Below are 15,667 nucleotides of genomic sequence, written 5' to 3'. Positions count from 1 at the left end.
ATCCAGAACAGTGTGCCGGCGGTCACCACAGTGGCAAAGAGCCCTGTAGCCACAACGGAGAATATATTACGGGAGGTCGCAGTCTTGAACAGCATCTCGTATCCTCGCAAGCGCGACGGCAACGGGCGAATGCCTCAGAGTTGCGGCGTCACATGAATATCACTTTGGGAAAAGGTGCGGAGGATACAATTCGTGCATGAGCACGGCGCGTCATTTCAGACAAACGATGCGCGCAGACTTCAAAGCGCTTCACACTCCCGTCCCGATGATCATCGAGGACAGGGATTGTTCAAGCACCCTCCCAGTGAAATCATTCCACCGACAGTAAAGGTGCACCGCAAATCTTAATGTTCGTCTAAAATGCCGGGGATAATCGCGGCGCCTGCTTTATTCCGGGTCGCCGGACGATCCGCAAAGCTTAAAACCTCATGCGATAAATGAGGCTCTAGCTGATATATCCCTTCTTCATTGCCTTGACGACAGCCTGCGTGCGGTTGACCGCATCCAGCTTCTTGCTGACATGGTTGAGGTAATGGTTGACCGTGTGCTCCGACAGCCCGAGGATGCCTGCAATCTCCGAACTCGTCTTGCCGGCGGCAGTCCAGTTGAGGCACTGGATTTCACGCTCCGACAGGACGACGGGGGCGCCTTTCCAGAACGAGCCGATTTCCGTCAGGCGATTGTAGATATGAATGGCGATCATCTGCAGTTCCATCATCGCAGACATCGGCAGTTCTGTACGTTTCCCCATCCAGATGACGGTCGCCCGGCTGCCATCGGCATCGTGAACCGGGAAGTAGTTGGCCTGAAAAATTCCGTGTCCACGTAACATGGCAATATAGTCGTTGGTCTGCGGCGGACGGCCGCTTTCCTTTTTCCAATCATCGAGTGTCAGTTGGAACGGTGTCGTGGTTTCCCTCAAGCGGCGAATGCCGGTCGAATGCTTCAGAAGCGAGATACTGTCATATGTATTGACCAGATCCGCCGGCATATTCGACAGGATCGAAGCGCCCGACAGCTTGTCGGCATCGAAGGACGGCACCGTGCAGACCAGGAACGTCTTGAAGCYGAAGGCCAGGGTGGTCTTCTTCATGTAGCGGATCGCATCGAACTGGGTTTCCAGCGCGGCGATCTCCGAGGCGAAATCTCCGCCGCGCGACTGCTCTTTTTCAATCGGTTCTGCCATCAACGTATCGCGCATTCACAAACTCCACCGCACAACGGGGTGCGTTGCCGGCCAGCCGTTTTGAAGCATCGCCGATATTTCACCCTGCTCATCATGCCGGTTTCCCGCTTGCGTTCAAAAACATTTCTCAATTGATCAATCCGGCACGTATCGCTTTTGCCACGGTCTGGACGCGATTGACAGAATCCAGTTTGCGGGTGGCACGGCTGAGATAGTGATTGACGGTGTATTCGGAGAGATCCAGGATTTTCGCCATTTCCGTGGTTGTCTTGCCGGCGGCGGCCCAGTGCAGGCATTCGATCTCGCGCCGCGACAGCACCGCAGGCACGGGCGAGCGCATCTCCTTGATTTCGCTCAGCCGGCCAAACAGGTACCCGGCCTTGTAGGTCAACTCCTTCAGCTCGGCGGAATTGACCACCTCGCGATTACCGCCGAAAGCGACGGCACCACACGTGCCGTGCACGTCATGGACCGGGATGTAGACACCACGCCGCAGGTTGACCCGTTCGAACAGGCTGAGCACCTGATTTCCCTTGCCGTCTGAGCGCCGGTGGGATTCAACGGCCGTGTCATAGGTGAAGGGAATGGTGCTTCTGCGCAGCCGCTCGATCACCGGGCTGCCGGCCATCATGTTGGCTGCATCGTAGTTGATCAGGAAATCCTTTGGCCAGTTCGTCATGACAACGGTGTCCGAAAGGCTGCAGCAGGTTTTCCCCGGCACAACCATCACTAGGAAACCGTGAAAGCCATAGATGCGTGAGACTTTCTCCAAAGCCTTGCGGACATCGGCTTCGCGCGTCATCGCCTCCGCGGCCTGCTGGTCGGCGGAAACCGTTGTGGGTGATAGATGTCCGCTGATATCCACCATTCTTACCTCTTCCAGGCTCGCCTCCCAATGGATCCGGTGTCACGAGCACCCGTTCCACCCCGGCTTCGTCCCGGTTAAATCCCGCCCTTCTTCAAGGCGGAGGTTTGAACGTCGGCAGGCACAGAATCTGATATATTAAAAACTACAGCTCCGATTTCCCCGCGTCCAGTCGCTTCGCCTAATTAACCGGAGGGCATCGCGAAAGTCTAACGCCCTGGGCCAAGACGTATTTCCACATCCTCGCTGATCGCCATCGCCGCCCGGCGAACCGGACGAGCCCAGTTTTCCAGCTGTTCCATCGTTACCCGATAGGCCGGCCCCGTGACCRAAATACCGGCGACAAGATCGAACCCGGCATCGTGGATGGGAGCAGCAACACAGCGGATTTCCGTTTCGTGTTCCTCACGATCAAAGGCATAACCCTGCAATCGGGCCTCGTCCAGATCACGCGTCAAAGAGGCGACGGAAAGATGTGTATTGGCGGTAAACCGGTGGAATATCAGCTTGCCCAGCGTCTCGGCGAGCCGGTCCGGCGGCAGCACCGACAGCGCCGCCTTCCCAAGGCCGGTACAGTAGACCGGCGACGCATTGCCGATCTGCGATTGCATCCGGACTGTCTGGCGGCTTTCCACCTTATCGACATAAATGATCTCGGTGCCACGCAGCACACCCAGATGAACGGTCTCGCCGGTTTCCTCATGCAAGCGGCGCAGATGCGGCGCGGCGACAGTACGGAACTGGTTGTTCGACCATGCCCGGTAGGCGAATGTCAGCAGGCGCAGGCCGGGTTCGTAGCAAAGATCGCGCCCCTGCGTCAAAAGTCCCTCTTCCACCAGGTGGGAGAGTTGCCTGTGCAGCGTGCCGCGCGGCTGGCCGGACAAAGCCAGGATATCGCTGAACCGCAGAGGCCGGTCTGATGTCACAACAGTCTCCAGCACGGAAAGAACCTTGCCCAGCGTACCGGTACCGCTATTGTGCGCAGCGGCGGGTGAAGAGATTTCCCGTTCCATCATACCTGTCCGTTTGACGGGCGCTACGGCTTCGACCTTGACAAGCCGGCATCGGCAGCGCGATAATTCCAAATAGTAAGAGTCTGTTCCATATAATGGAACAAACCAGCCGCAAATGCAAGCTGGCTGGTTACATCCGGGAGAGCGAAGCATCATGGCCCTGCCAGCCGCACAATTTCACGACCTCAAGGGGCGCGGCGTCCTGATCACCGGCGGCGGCTCAGGCATCGGTGCCGCTCTCGTCGAGGGCTTTGCCCGGCAGGGCGCCCGCGTCGCCTTCATCGATATCGCCGAAGCCGATAGCCGGGCGCTGGTGGAGCGGCTTGTCCCCCTTGCCGATCATGCGCCGATTTTCATTCAAGCCGACCTGCGCGATGTTCAGGCGATCAAATCCGCCGTTGATCAGGCCGCCGATGCGACTGGCTCTCTCAGCATCCTCATCAACAATGCCGCGCGCGACGACCGGCAGCAGCTTGAAGAGGTGACCGAAGCGAGTTGGGACGAAAGCCAGGCCGTCAATTTGCGACATGTGTTCTTCACCTGTCAGGCCGCAGCACCGCACATGCGGCGGGCCGGCGGCGGTTCGATCGTCAATTTTTCGTCGATCGCCTTCATGCTCAACATGGGTGAAATTCCGGCTTATGCGACGGCCAAGGCCGGCATTGTCGGGCTGACCAAATCGCTCGCCGGCAAACTCGGCCCGGACAATATCCGCGTCAATGCGGTGCTGCCGGGCATGGTGGTGACCGAGCGGCAGAAAAAGCTCTGGATAAACGATGCCGCGATTGCCGGCATGCTGGAAAAACAGTGCCTGAAGCACATGCTCGTCGCGCAGGATATGGTGGGGCCCTGTCTCTTCCTTGCCTCCGATTGCGCGGCACGGATGACGGCACAGGCCATGATCATCGACGGAGGCGTATTTTAATGACGGCAGCATCCTACGCGGCGGTTGATTGGGGAACTTCGAGTTTCCGCCTGTGGATCGTCAGCGAAAGCGGCGCGATCCTTGCCGAACGCCGCAGCGGCGAAGGCATGACGACGGCGGCGAAAACCGGTTTCTCTGCCGTCCTCGAGTCCCATCTTCAGGCAGTTTCCGCACCGCCGCACCTGCCGGTGATCGTCTGCGGCATGGCCGGAGCCCGCCAGGGCTGGGTCGAGGCAGGCTATCTCGATACGCCCGCGCCGCTCAGCGCCATCGTCAAGGCGGCCGTGACCGTGCCCGACGCCAACCGGGATATCCGCATTCTGCCGGGTCTTGCCCAGCGCAGCGAAGAGGCGCCGGATGTGATCCGCGGCGAGGAAACCCAACTGCTCGGCGCGATATCGCAGCTCGGCAATGGCAGCCATCTCGTCTGCATGCCCGGCACGCACAGCAAATGGGTGCGCGTGACCGGCGGCATCGTCGATGGCTTTTCGACCTTCATGACCGGCGAGCTGTTCGACGTCATCGCCAAGCATTCCATTCTCAGCCATGCCATCGCCGGAGCCGGTTCGTTTGCCGACGATGACCCGGCCTTTCTCGGCGCGGTCGCCAAAGCTGTCAAAAACCCGGCTCTGGCGACCAATCTGGTCTTTACGGTGCGCAGCGGCCAGCTGCTGCACGGGCTCTCGGCGGATGCCGCCAAGGCCCGGCTGTCCGGCACCTTGATCGGCCTGGAAATCGCCGGCGCGCTCGCCACCGCCAAGCCCGGCAGCGGCGTCTGCCTGGTGGCCTCCGGTGCGCTTGCCGCGCTGTATCAATCCGCCCTGTCGGCTCTCAAGCTCAATCCCGTCACCATCGATGCCGATGAAGCCGTTCGCCATGGCCTCGCAGCCGCTGCCAACGCCATCTGGCCTGCCTGAAAAAGAAAGATAAATCATGCACCGCATCCCTTTCCCGCCGATGAAATATCCGCTGATCGCCATCCTGCGCGGTCTCAAGCCCGAGGAAACGCAGGGCGTCGTCGGCGCGCTGATCGAAACCGGCTTTACGGCGATCGAAATCCCGTTGAATTCGCCCGACCCGTTCCGATCGATCGAGATCGCCGTGAAGATGGCGCCCGCCGGCTGCCTGATCGGCGCGGGCACGGTCTTGACCATCGAACAGGTTGAACAACTCGACGGCGTCGGCGGCAAGCTGATGGTGAGCCCGAATGTCGAGACCGACGTGATCGCGCTCGCGGCGGCCCGGGGCATGGTCACCATGCCCGGTGTGCTCACCCCGACCGAAGCGCTGGCCGCGGCCCATGCCGGCGCAACGGGCCTCAAATTCTTTCCCGCCAGCGTGCTTGGCCCGGCCGGCATCGCGGCTATCCGGACCGTCCTGCCGCCGGACCTCGAAATCGCAGCCGTCGGCGGCGTTTCCGACACCAATTTCGGCGACTACGCCAAGATCGGCATCAAGAGCTTCGGCCTCGGTTCGAGCCTCTACAAGGCCGGCATGAGTGCGGCCGAAGTCGCGGAACGGGCCCGGGTGACGATCAAGGCCTATGATGCGGTTTACGGGGCATGAGCATGATCGAGACAACTCCCTTTTCCGGCAGGATTCTCAGCGACCTGACACTGGAGCTCGGCGAAGGCCCGACCTTCGATCCCGCCACCGGCACCGCCTGGTGGTTCAATATCAAGGGCCGCGAGCTGCACGAACTGCATCTGGAAAGCGGACAAAAAACGCTGCATGCCCTGCCCTTCATGGGCAGCGTGCTGGCGGTGGTCGATCCGTTGCGGCAGCTGATCGCATCCGATCGCGGCCTGTTCATCCGCGATATCAAAACCGGCGAACTGACTGCCTACGCGGCACTTGAAAGCAACCCCGGCAATCGCTCCAACGACGGCCGCGTGCATCCATCCGGCAGCCTGTGGGTCGGCACCATGGGCCGCAAGGCAGAAAAGGAAGCCGGCGCGATCTATCATGTCGCCAAGGGTAGCGTGACGCGGCTCTACGGCGGTATCAGCATTCCCAACGGCATCTGCTTTTCGCCCGACGGCAGCGTCGGCTATTTCGTCGATTCCGCCATCAACCACATCATGCGGGTGGATCTCGATCCGGCCACAGGCCTGCCCACCGGTGACGCCACCGTGTTCAGCGACCAGAGCGGCAATCCCGGCGATGTCGATGGGTCGGTCTGCGATGCCGACGGCCTGATCTGGAATGCGCGCTGGGGCCAGGGCGCCGTCGATGTTTACAGGCCGGATGGCACACGGGTTGCCCGCCATTCCGTGCCCGCCACCCAGTCGAGCTGCCCTGCCTTCATCGGCGCCAAGGCCGACCGGCTGCTCGTCACCTCTGCCTGGCAGGACATGGATGATGCGGCCCGCAAGGCCGATCCGGATGCCGGCAAGACGTTCGAACTCGGTTTCGCCGTCAAAGGCCGTTTCGAACCGGCCTATAAGCTCTGAAGGCAGGGCGCACCGACTTACGGCCGCCACGAGGGAGGCGGCCTCACCGCGGCTTTCTCGGCGGGGCGAGTTTCAGCAAGAAGCATCCTGAAACCGGGCCTTGAGCCCGGTTTTTGTTCGCTTTCATCTGCCGCGAGATTAAAAACCCAACGAAAAGCTCCCTCTGAAATTGCATGCTTTTTTCGGAACCACTCGCGACCTTTTACGTTGTGTTTGCATCACCGGTGCGGTGGCAAGGATTTGGACCCCGCGCTTTGATCGTCAAAGAGAACGGAAAGGTAGGTTCAAAATGACCAGGAAACTCGCAGCGTCCGTCGCGGCAGGTGCACTTTTTGCAGGCATAACCGTTTTTGCACCTCTTGGCCTCGCACAGGACACCACCCAACCGGCTACGCAGCCGCAGGCCATGGAAACGCCGATGACCGGCGAACAACCGGTTGACGCGATGAAGAAGCCGGTCGGACAGACCGCCCAGGCGGCCCATACCGCCGGCTCCGGCTATCTGACCGAGCAGGCTGAAGGCCAGATATCTGCCAGCACCTACATCGGCCAGACCGTCTACAACGCTGCCGATGAGAGCATCGGCGAGATCAACGACGTGATCTTCACCATGGATGGCTCGGTTGAAGCAGCGGTCATCGGCGTCGGCGGCTTCCTCGGTATCGGCGAAAAGAACGTGGCCGTGCCGCTGGACACCATCGCTGTGGCCGAGATTCCGAATTCAGATGACCTGAAGCTGACCACGCATGAAACTGCCGAAACGCTGAAGGCCGCTCCGGAATTCAAGACCAAGTCGCAGCAGATCGCCGAGCAGATCGCCAATACCCCGGTCGACACGACAACCACGTCGTCCACGGCTTCGGGCATGAAGCCGGTCGAACAGCCTGCAACCGCCCAGTAAGCGATTAGGCAACATAATGGACGGCGGTGCGAAAGCGCCGCCGTTTCCCTTCGTTCAGAACAGCACGCCGTAGCGCAGGGCGTCATAGATGCCCGCGTGAATATTGCGGCTGGCGACGGCGTCGCCGATGCGGAACAGGTCGAATTCTCCCTCGGGATTTCGCATCCGGATCGGGTTTTCCTGGCGGATCAGCGCCTTGTAGTCCACCGCGCCGAGATTGCGCGACAGCGGTTTGAGCTCGAGATAGAGGTCTGCCATCGGCAGGGTTCCGTGCTCGACGACAACCTGGGCGACGCGACGTTCGAGCAAGGCATTTGCCGAATAGTCGGAGCCCAGCACTGCAACCAGCTGATTGCCCTCGCGGCGCACCGATTTCAGCCGCGTGTTGATCGTCACCCGGACGTGTTTGTCCGCAAAGGCCTTGGCATAGGGTACATGGTTCATGCCGCCGATTTCCGGGGCGAACATGCGCTCCGGCGAGACGATCTCCAGCTCAGTGCCGCTGGCCGCGATCATTTCCGCCGCCGTCATGCCGGTATGGGCGCCATTATCGTCGTAAAGCAGGACCGGGCCTTCGGGCTTGATCACACCGGCGATGATATCCCAGCTGGAAACCACCAGTTCATCACCGGCCTCCAGCACGGGATTTTGCGCGATGCCGCCGGTGGCGATGACGACCAGATCGGGCTTTCGCTCCAGAATATCACTCGCCTCGGCAAAGACATTGTAGTGGATGGGAACGCTGAGCCGCTCCAGTTCGGAAAGCCGCCAGTCGATGATGCCGATCATTTCCTTGCGGCGCGGATTGCGGGCTGCGAGCAGGATCTGGCCGCCCGCCGCGCCGGTTGCTTCCAAAACTTCCACCGAATGGCCGCGCTCTGCCAGCACCCGTGCCGCCTCCAGTCCCGCCGGTCCGGCACCGACGACGACGGCTTTGCGCAATGGTCCTGTTGTCTTTGAAATCACATGCGGGATGGTCGCCTCGCGGCCCGTGGCCGCATTGTGAATACACAGCGCACCGCCGCCCTCATAGATGCGGTCGAGACAGTAGGTGGCGCCGACGCAGGGGCGGATCTGGTTTTCGCGGCCCTCGATGATCTTCTTGACGATATGCGGGTCGGCGATATGGGCACGGGTCATGCCGACCATGTCGAGCTTGCMTTCGGCGATCGCATGCCGTGCCGTCGCGACATCGGCGATGCGGGCGGCGTGGAAAACCGGAAATTTCGTTGCCGCGCGTACCTCGCCGGCGAAATCCAGATGCGGCGATGAGGGCATGCCCTGGATCGGGATGACATTGGTCAGATGCGCGTCATGATCGATATGGCCGCGGATGATGTTGAGGAAATCGACCTTGCCGGAACCGGCCAGCCGCCTGGCGATCTCGACGCCCTCCTCCCGGGAAAGGCCAATGTCCCACTGCTCGTCGGCCACCATGCGGATGCCGACGATGAAATCAGGCCCAACGGCCTTGCGCACGGCGTCGAGCACCATATTCGAGAAGCGCATGYGGTTGTCGAGCGAGCCGCCATATTCGTCGTCGCGGTGGTTGGTCGCCGGTGACCAGAAGCCGTCCATCAGATGGCCGTAGGCTTCGAACTCGATACCATCCAGCCCGGCCGCCTGCATGCGTTGCGCAGCGCTCGCATAATCGCCGATGATACGCTCGATATCCCAGTCCTCGATTTCCTTGGGGAAAGCCCGGTGCGCCGCCTCACGCACGGGAGAGGCTGAGAGGACCGGCAACCAGTCGCCCTTGTTCCAGCCGGTACGGCGGCCGAGATGGGTGAGCTGGATCATCACGGCGGCGCCGTGCTCGTGACAGTCGTCGGCGATCTTCTTCAGCCAGGGCACGATCTCATCGGAATAGGCGTAGAGATTGCCGAAGGCGGGGGGCGAATCCTCCGACACGATCGCCGAGCCCGCCGTCATCGTCAGCGCAATGCCGCCCTTGGCCTTTTCGAGATGATAGAGCCGGTAACGGTCCTTCGGCATACCGTCTTCCGAATAGGCCGGCTCATGCGATGTCGACATGATCCGATTTTTCAGCGTCAGATGCTTGAGCTGATAGGGCTGGAGAAGCGGGTCGTTGGATGGGGTCATTGTTTGGCTCAGGTTTCGAATTCAGGGTTGTTTTGCAATACCCCTCACCAAGCGCGCCCAAACACTCAGCTTCGCTTCGTGCGGGCATACTATCCCTCTCCCGCAAGGGGAGAGCTGAGGCGTTCTCCGCGGGTCTTCCTCCCCCTTGCGGGAGAGGATACACAGGCCGGGCGAGTTTAGGAGCCGTTGGCCGAAGTTGGTGAGGGTGACCCTCAATACCAGGCGTCGGCCATAGCTGTCTTTTTCCGTTCCATGTAATCGCGCAATTCCTCGTCGATTGCCACGTCCAGCGGCGGCGCCTCATATTCGGCTAGCGTCTTTTTCCAGCGCGTGTTGGCGCGCATCGCCATATCGGTGGAGCCGCCCTCCTCGCTCCATTTCTCGAAAGGCTCGTTGTCGGAAAGCCTCGAATCCCAGAATGCCGTCTGGTAATTGCGCATCGTGTGATCGCAGCCGAGGAAATGGCTGCCGGGGCCGACCTGCAGGAAGGCGTCCATGGCCAGCGTGTTGTCGTCCACCACGACGCCCGCGAGATAGGAATGCAGGGCGCCACAGAAATCGGTGTCCATCACGAATTTCTCATAAGACATGGCAAGCAAGCCATCGAGGAAACCGGCCGAATGCAGGATGAAGTTGGCGCCGCAATGCACGGCCGACAACATCGACATGACGCCTTCCTGCATCGCCTGCGCATCCGGCAGTTTCGAATTGGAAAAATTGCCGGCGCAACGCAGCGGCAGCTTCAACCGTCTTGCCAGCTGACCGATGACCATCGAGCCGATGGCGGGCTCCGGTGTGCCGAACGTCGGAGAGCCAGAGCGCAGCGACATGGAGGACAGGAAATTGCCAAAGATCACCGGTGCGCCCTTGCGCTCCAGCTGCGTCAGCGCACAGCCGGCCAGCGTTTCGGCATAGGATTGGGCAATCGCCCCGGCATTGGTGACCGGGCCCATGGCGCCGCCCAGGATGAACGGCACGATGACCGCCGCCTGGTTGGCACGGGCATAGGCGCGCAACGATCTTGTCATCGTGCCATCCCAGACGAGCGGCGAGTTGACGTTGACATTGCCGAGGATAACGCAATTTTTATCGACGAAATCACGGCCGAAGACCAGCCGCGCCATGTCGATCGAATCTTCCGCCCGGTCCTCGGCGGTGATCGAGCCCATGAAGGCGCGGTCGGAATATTTGATATGGCTGTAGACCATGTCGAGATGGCGCTTGTTGACCGGCACATCGACCGGCTCGCAGATCGTGCCGCCGGAATGATGCAGCCAGGGGCTCGACTGGGCAAGCTTGATGAAGTTTCGGAAATCCTCCAGCGTGCCGTAGCGGCGGCCCTTGTCGAGGTCCATGACGAAGGGCGAGCCATAGGCCGGGGAAAAGACGACGTTCTTGCCGCCGATCTCGACATTGTGGGCGGGATTGCGCGCATGCTGGGTGAACTGGGCAGGTGCGCTCGATACGATCTCGTTCAACATGCCCGGCTCGAACCGCACGAGCACACCATCGACCTTGGCGCCGGCCCGTTTCCAATGATCGAGCGAGGCCGGATCGTCGCGGAACTCGATGCCGACTTCCGACAGGATCCGGTCGGCGACGCGCTCGATCTTCTGAAGGTTTTCCTCGCTCAGAATATCGTAGGTCGGGATGTTGCGGGCGATATAGGGAACACCCGTTATCCTTGCCGCATTGTCGCGCCGCGCCGAACGTGCCGGGCGTGTGCGTCTTGCCGGTTCTGTCTCTGCGGCCACGAGCGTTTCCATCTGTCACCTCCCATTGTCTCAGTCGAGGCTAGCGGTGAAAAAGGCCAGTGTAACGCTGGAAAAATTCGACACATGATATAAGCTGAATTTATGGAAACACTCCGCCGCCTACTGCCCTCCGCTTCCAGCCTGATCGTCTTCGAGGCGGCCGGGCGCCATCAGAATTTCACCCGTGCCGCCAATGAGCTGGCGATGACGCAGGCTGCCGTCTCCTATGCCATTCGCGGGCTGGAGGAGCAGCTTGGCGTGCCTTTGTTTCACCGGGTCCACCGGGCGGTGCAATTGACGGAAGCAGGCGAGAAATTCCATGCCGACGTATCGCTCGGCCTGTCGCGTATCCAGAAATCGGCCGAGGAAATCCGCGCCAAACGGCGCGAGACCAATGTGACGCTCGCCGCCTCGACTGCCTTTGCCTCGATGTGGATGCTGCCGCGGCTGACAAAACTGCGCGAAGACCTGCCCGAGATCGATCTGCGCATCCAGACCAGCGTGCGCGATCTCGACCTTGAGGAGGAGCCGATCCCACTTGCGGTTCGCGGCGGCGGCGATCCGATCAACTGGCCGCGTTATCATACGGCACTTTTGGCACCCGAGGTGATCAGCGCCGTCGCGTCGCCCGCCTTCGTCGAGGCCAACGGCATGCCGCAACGGCCGGCTGACCTGCTGAAGCACCCGTTGATCCATCTGGAAGAACCGGTCAGGCAGGCCTATAGCTGGCAGGAATGGTTTGCCAGCGCCGGGGTTTCCTACCCCGCCAAGGCGCGGCGGCTGACATTGAATGATTATGTTCTGGTCATCCAGGCCGTGCTCGCCGGCGAAGGCATCGCGCTTGGCTGGAACCACCTGATCGAACGGCAGGTCCGCTCAGGCGCGCTCGTTCCGGTCGGCAATCATGTGCTGAAGACGGACCTGGCCTTCTACGTCGTCTGGCCGCGTTCGCGCGAGCTCAACCAGCAGGCCCGCCGGGTGCGCGACTGGCTTCTGGAGGAAGGGCGCCGGGAACGCGAGGGGTGAGCAAAGGTGTCAGCGCATTTCCGCTTTTCTCCGAATCGCGAAAATATTCTATTTTTTTGTTCTTACGCAATTCCGGACGCAAAACCGCGATGCACTTTTGCTGGAGTTGCTCTAGACGGCGACAGAGAGCGCCGGTCCGGTTTCTTGATATTTCTCGGCGAGATAACGCAGCGTCGTGACGGAATCTGCCGGCTTGCCGTAGAAATAGCCCTGCCCCATGCCGCAGCCGAGGCCTTTCAGCTTCAGCGCTTCGGAAAAATCCTCGATCCCTTCGGCAACGACTTCAAGGTTGAGGCCGTCGCACATGGCGATGATCGCCTTGACGATGTGTTCGGACGCCCGATCGGCGGAGATGCGCGAGACGAAGGCGCGGTCGACCTTGACCTTGTCGAAGGAGAAATCCCTGAGGCGGCCAAGGCTGGACTGGCCGGTGCCGAAATCGTCGAGCGAGATGCGAACGCCGGCTGCCCGAAGCTCGGTGACGATCTTTTGCGCCACATCCGCATCGGTCATGACGGCGGTTTCCGTGATCTCGAGTTCCAGCCGGCGCGGATCGAGCCCGGCACGCTGGATGATCGACAGGATATTGGTGCTGGTCATCGGATCCATCAGCTGCGCCGACGACAGGTTGAAGGATAAAAACAACTCCTTCGGCCAGAGCAGCGCCGTCTCGGCAGCCTTGCGCAGCAGCGTTTCCGAGAGGGAATCGATGAAGCCGCGTTCTTCTGCGAGCGGCACGAAGACGGCTGGCGAGACGTAACCGAGATCCGGATCGCACCAGCGGGCGAGAGCTTCGAAACCAACCACCATTTCCGTCTTCAGATTGACGATCGGCTGGAAATGGACATCGACTTCATCGGCAATGATGGCATTGCGCAGCGCCTGCTCAAGCTGCGTCGCGCGCTTCATCTCCTGGGCGATTTCCTGGGAATAGACGGTGATCTGGCCGCGCCCACGGCGCTTGGAACGGTAGAGCGCCGTGTCGGCGCTTTTCAAGAGGTCCTCGAATTCCTCGCCGGCAAACGGATAGACGGCAAACCCGAAGGATGCCGAAAGGCGCACATTGCGCTCGCCGAGATCGAAAGGTGCCGACAGCACCTCCTTCAGCATATTGCCGATCTTTTCGGCGGCCTTGCGCTCGAATACCAAAGGCAACACGAAAGCGAACTCGTCGCCGCCGGCGCGGATCACCGTCGCGCCATCCGGCACGCAGGCAAGCAACCGGTTGGCCACCTGGCAGAGGATTTCATCGCCGGCACTGGGGCCGAAGAGATCGTTGATCGGCTTGAACCCGTCGAGATTGGCAAGGCCTATCGTGAACGGCGCGGGATCGCTGGCGCGTTCGGCGGCAATTTCGCGCACCTTGTCACGCAGCCTATAGGAATTGCCAAGCCCGGTCAGCGGATCCGTGTAAGCCATGGCATGCAGATCGTTCCGGCTGATGTGCTGAGACGGTGTTTCAGCAGAATTCATAAACGCATTCCCAGGATTGGATTCCAAGCAGTGTCAGGAACAGACGATGGGGATGGAGGGTTAAGATTTCGAATGCACCTCGTCCCCACTTCCTGCATCCCCCTCCCTAATTCTAGGGAGTTGACATCAATAGGCCCCGACGCGTGCTTTTGCCTGCCTTCCCGCAGCGTTTTAGACGCCTTCCGAACGTCCTTAAGCTATCAGCCCGCCAAGCGTTCCGCTTTCGTGTTGACGAACTTGCGATAGACGGCCTCGATCATATCCGGACTGATCGGCTTGGTGATGTAATCGTCCATGCCTGCCAGCCTGCTTTGCTCGATATCGATATCGAGCGCCTGCGCCGTGACGGCGATGATCGGGGTCTGGAAGCTTGCATTTTTTTCAAGAGCCCGGATTGCGCGCGCTGCATCAAACCCGTTCATCACCGGCATCGAGACATCCATCAGCACGAGGTTCGGCCGATATTGCTGCCACAGCTTGACGGCCTCCTCGCCGTTGGCGGCGATGCGATAGGATATGCCGATCCCTTCGAGGATCTGGGCAAAGACGAACTGATTGATTTCGTTGTCTTCGGCAACCACGACTTCGACTTCCGGCACCGGTCTGCCGGCCAGGCTGATGTCCGGCACGATGATATCCCAATCGGCAGGGCCATCGGTATCGGCTGAGGGCAATTCGCCGATGCCGTTTTCGCACAAGCCAAGAATGCTCGCGCGCAATTCGACGGCTTTCCAATCCCTGGCGATCACCAGGGACGGAGACATCGTCCAGCCGGCAACCGTCGCCAACGCGTCCGCCATCGTGCCATCGATCAGAAATGCATCGATCGTAACGCCGCGCGCCGTGCACGCATCCTTGAAGGCTGCAAGTTCGGTGGTGTTTCTGACCGCGCAGGCATCAAAACCCCAGCGACGCAGCTGCGGCACCAGGTTGACTTCAAGAGCCGCCGCATTCGTCATCAAGAGAATTTTCTGCTTGTGCTTCACGGCGGGGTCGATGATCGCGCCGGCTTCGACCAGATGCTGCATGTCGATCGAGCGGAAGGGATCGTAGCAATTCTGCGCCGGAACGAAGACGCTGTAGTCCTTGATTTGCAGGGCGGACCGTCCGGATGTGATATCATCCAACCCATCATAGCCGACAACAAGATCTGTCACGTCGTTCATGCAGGTGACCAGCAGGTATTTGCCGGGATCACCGATGCGGAACTTGCGGGTAACGACCCAGAGATCCTCGCCATCGGCCTGAACGATCTGTTCCGGCATGCTATGGGCCTCGCCGGTTTCCAGCGTTGCACGGTCGGACCGCTCGAATTTCTCGGCAAGGTCCGGCTCCAGCAGATCCCAGACGGACCGGCCGAGAATGGCCTCAGCAGTCATGCCATGCACGGCGCAGAACGCCTTGTTGACGGCGACATAGCTGAGGCTTCGATCCTTGACGCAAATTGGATTGGGCAGGCAATCGAGGATACTCTCGGTCAGCTCCACCCGCTCCATGTCGAGCTGAATCTGTTCTTCGCGCTTCTTTTGCTCGGAGACATCGCTGATCGCAACAATGCCAAGCCCGCTCGACAGCCGCCGCTTGCGCACATTGATCCAGCGGTGGCGGCCGATACGCTCGACCACGTCGAAACGCTCGCGCCAATGATGTGAGAGCTGTTCGGAAATCCATTCCTCGCGATTGGCATGGCGGCGGCTGGTCTCAGGCGCCGTGCCGCTGCGAACACCGCAATCGAAGATCGCCCCGAGAAAATCCTTCAGCCGGGTGCCGGTTTTGAGAAAATGGGCCGGAATAGGATAGAACTGCAGAACGGGGCGGCTCGCAAAAACAATCTCGTCATTCTTGTCGCAGACAAGGATGGCCAAGCCGAGCGCGTCAGACGCCGCTTCGAGCACGGTCTTCTGGATGTTCGCGCCGAAAGACGCTACATCATTCATTGCATAGCCCTCATATAACCTTGGCGGCTTC

Annotated in this window: 13 protein-coding genes; 6 read left to right on the top strand and 7 right to left on the bottom strand. The window is 60.5% G+C overall.

All coding sequences use genetic code 11. The features are described from left to right. Positions 1-445: 445 nt before the first annotated feature. From AC1D17_RS16285 to AC1D17_RS16275, 3 genes are all read right to left on the bottom strand, one after another. Positions 446-1,201, bottom strand: coding sequence for a LuxR family transcriptional regulator (locus AC1D17_RS16285; protein WP_477566416.1), 756 nt, complete (start codon positions 1,199-1,201; stop codon positions 446-448). Positions 1,202-1,313: 112 nt separating this feature from the next. Next, the gene (locus tag AC1D17_RS16280; protein ID WP_477566415.1) at positions 1,314-2,054 is read right to left on the bottom strand and encodes a helix-turn-helix transcriptional regulator; all 741 of its coding nucleotides are present in this window, start codon (positions 2,052-2,054) and stop codon (positions 1,314-1,316) included. A gap of 206 nt (positions 2,055-2,260) precedes the next feature. Beyond that, complete coding sequence (locus AC1D17_RS16275) at positions 2,261-3,064, bottom strand: IclR family transcriptional regulator (protein WP_477566414.1); 804 nt, start codon at positions 3,062-3,064, stop codon at positions 2,261-2,263. 154 nt (positions 3,065-3,218) lie between these two features. Between AC1D17_RS16275 and AC1D17_RS16270 the strand changes: the two genes are divergently transcribed. The 5 genes from AC1D17_RS16270 to AC1D17_RS16250 all read left to right on the top strand — a co-directional run bounded on the left by AC1D17_RS16270 (position 3,219) and on the right by AC1D17_RS16250 (position 7,343). Next, entirely contained in the window at positions 3,219-3,989 is a 771-nt protein-coding gene (locus tag AC1D17_RS16270; RefSeq protein ID WP_477566413.1) for an SDR family NAD(P)-dependent oxidoreductase, read from the top strand. Beyond that, positions 3,989-4,906, top strand: a complete 918-nt coding sequence (locus AC1D17_RS16265; protein WP_477566412.1) for a 2-dehydro-3-deoxygalactonokinase — start codon at positions 3,989-3,991, stop codon at positions 4,904-4,906. Before AC1D17_RS16270 ends, AC1D17_RS16265 begins: the two co-directional genes overlap by 1 nt. A gap of 16 nt (positions 4,907-4,922) precedes the next feature. Beyond that, positions 4,923-5,555, top strand: coding sequence for a 2-dehydro-3-deoxy-6-phosphogalactonate aldolase (locus tag AC1D17_RS16260; RefSeq protein ID WP_477566411.1), 633 nt, complete (start codon positions 4,923-4,925; stop codon positions 5,553-5,555). 2 nt (positions 5,556-5,557) lie between these two features. Then, the gene (locus tag AC1D17_RS16255) at positions 5,558-6,442 is read left to right on the top strand and encodes an SMP-30/gluconolactonase/LRE family protein (protein WP_477566410.1); all 885 of its coding nucleotides are present in this window, start codon (positions 5,558-5,560) and stop codon (positions 6,440-6,442) included. A 289-nt stretch (positions 6,443-6,731) separates the two neighbouring features. Further along, the gene (locus AC1D17_RS16250; protein ID WP_477566409.1) at positions 6,732-7,343 is read left to right on the top strand and encodes a PRC-barrel domain-containing protein; all 612 of its coding nucleotides are present in this window, start codon (positions 6,732-6,734) and stop codon (positions 7,341-7,343) included. A 54-nt stretch (positions 7,344-7,397) separates the two neighbouring features. On the opposite strand, the gene AC1D17_RS16245 is transcribed toward AC1D17_RS16250, so the two are convergent. Both AC1D17_RS16245 and AC1D17_RS16240 read right to left on the bottom strand, forming a co-directional pair. Then, a complete protein-coding gene (locus AC1D17_RS16245) occupies positions 7,398-9,446 on the bottom strand; it encodes an oxidoreductase (protein WP_477566408.1) in 2,049 nt (682 codons plus the stop codon). A 212-nt stretch (positions 9,447-9,658) separates the two neighbouring features. Next, positions 9,659-11,212 carry a trimethylamine methyltransferase family protein gene (locus AC1D17_RS16240; protein ID WP_477566407.1) on the bottom strand — a complete coding sequence of 518 codons (1,554 nt, stop codon included), beginning with the start codon at positions 11,210-11,212 and terminating at the stop codon, positions 9,659-9,661. A 90-nt stretch (positions 11,213-11,302) separates the two neighbouring features. On the opposite strand from AC1D17_RS16240, the gene AC1D17_RS16235 reads away from it, so the two are divergent. After that, complete coding sequence (locus tag AC1D17_RS16235) at positions 11,303-12,226, top strand: LysR substrate-binding domain-containing protein (protein WP_477566406.1); 924 nt, start codon at positions 11,303-11,305, stop codon at positions 12,224-12,226. Positions 12,227-12,337: 111 nt separating this feature from the next. On the opposite strand, the gene AC1D17_RS16230 is transcribed toward AC1D17_RS16235, so the two are convergent. Both AC1D17_RS16230 and AC1D17_RS16225 read right to left on the bottom strand, forming a co-directional pair. Next, positions 12,338-13,699, bottom strand: a complete 1,362-nt coding sequence (locus AC1D17_RS16230; RefSeq protein ID WP_477566405.1) for a putative bifunctional diguanylate cyclase/phosphodiesterase — start codon at positions 13,697-13,699, stop codon at positions 12,338-12,340. A 200-nt stretch (positions 13,700-13,899) separates the two neighbouring features. Beyond that, complete coding sequence (locus tag AC1D17_RS16225; RefSeq protein ID WP_477566404.1) at positions 13,900-15,636, bottom strand: response regulator; 1,737 nt, start codon at positions 15,634-15,636, stop codon at positions 13,900-13,902. Positions 15,637-15,667: the final 31 nt, after the last annotated feature.

The organism is Pararhizobium sp. P1_E7, from assembly GCF_056405855.1.
The sequence above is the reverse complement of the archived record's forward strand: the minus strand, read 5'-3'. Positions and strand labels throughout refer to the sequence as shown.

Excerpts from the sequence above, each read along its gene's own strand:
- AC1D17_RS16280 (WP_477566415.1), bottom strand. The coding sequence starts at position 2,054 with ATGGTGGATATCAGCGGACATCTATCACCCACAACGGTTTCCGCCGAC.
- AC1D17_RS16270 (WP_477566413.1), top strand. The coding sequence starts at position 3,219 with ATGGCCCTGCCAGCCGCACAATTTCACGACCTCAAGGGGCGCGGCGTC.
- AC1D17_RS16265 (WP_477566412.1), top strand. The coding sequence starts at position 3,989 with ATGACGGCAGCATCCTACGCGGCGGTTGATTGGGGAACTTCGAGTTTC.
- AC1D17_RS16260 (WP_477566411.1), top strand. The coding sequence starts at position 4,923 with ATGCACCGCATCCCTTTCCCGCCGATGAAATATCCGCTGATCGCCATC.
- AC1D17_RS16255 (WP_477566410.1), top strand. The coding sequence starts at position 5,558 with ATGATCGAGACAACTCCCTTTTCCGGCAGGATTCTCAGCGACCTGACA.
- AC1D17_RS16250 (WP_477566409.1), top strand. The coding sequence starts at position 6,732 with ATGACCAGGAAACTCGCAGCGTCCGTCGCGGCAGGTGCACTTTTTGCA.
- AC1D17_RS16240 (WP_477566407.1), bottom strand. The coding sequence starts at position 11,212 with ATGGAAACGCTCGTGGCCGCAGAGACAGAACCGGCAAGACGCACACGC.
- AC1D17_RS16235 (WP_477566406.1), top strand. The coding sequence starts at position 11,303 with ATGGAAACACTCCGCCGCCTACTGCCCTCCGCTTCCAGCCTGATCGTC.
- AC1D17_RS16230 (WP_477566405.1), bottom strand. The coding sequence starts at position 13,699 with ATGAATTCTGCTGAAACACCGTCTCAGCACATCAGCCGGAACGATCTG.
- AC1D17_RS16225 (WP_477566404.1), bottom strand. The coding sequence starts at position 15,636 with ATGAATGATGTAGCGTCTTTCGGCGCGAACATCCAGAAGACCGTGCTC.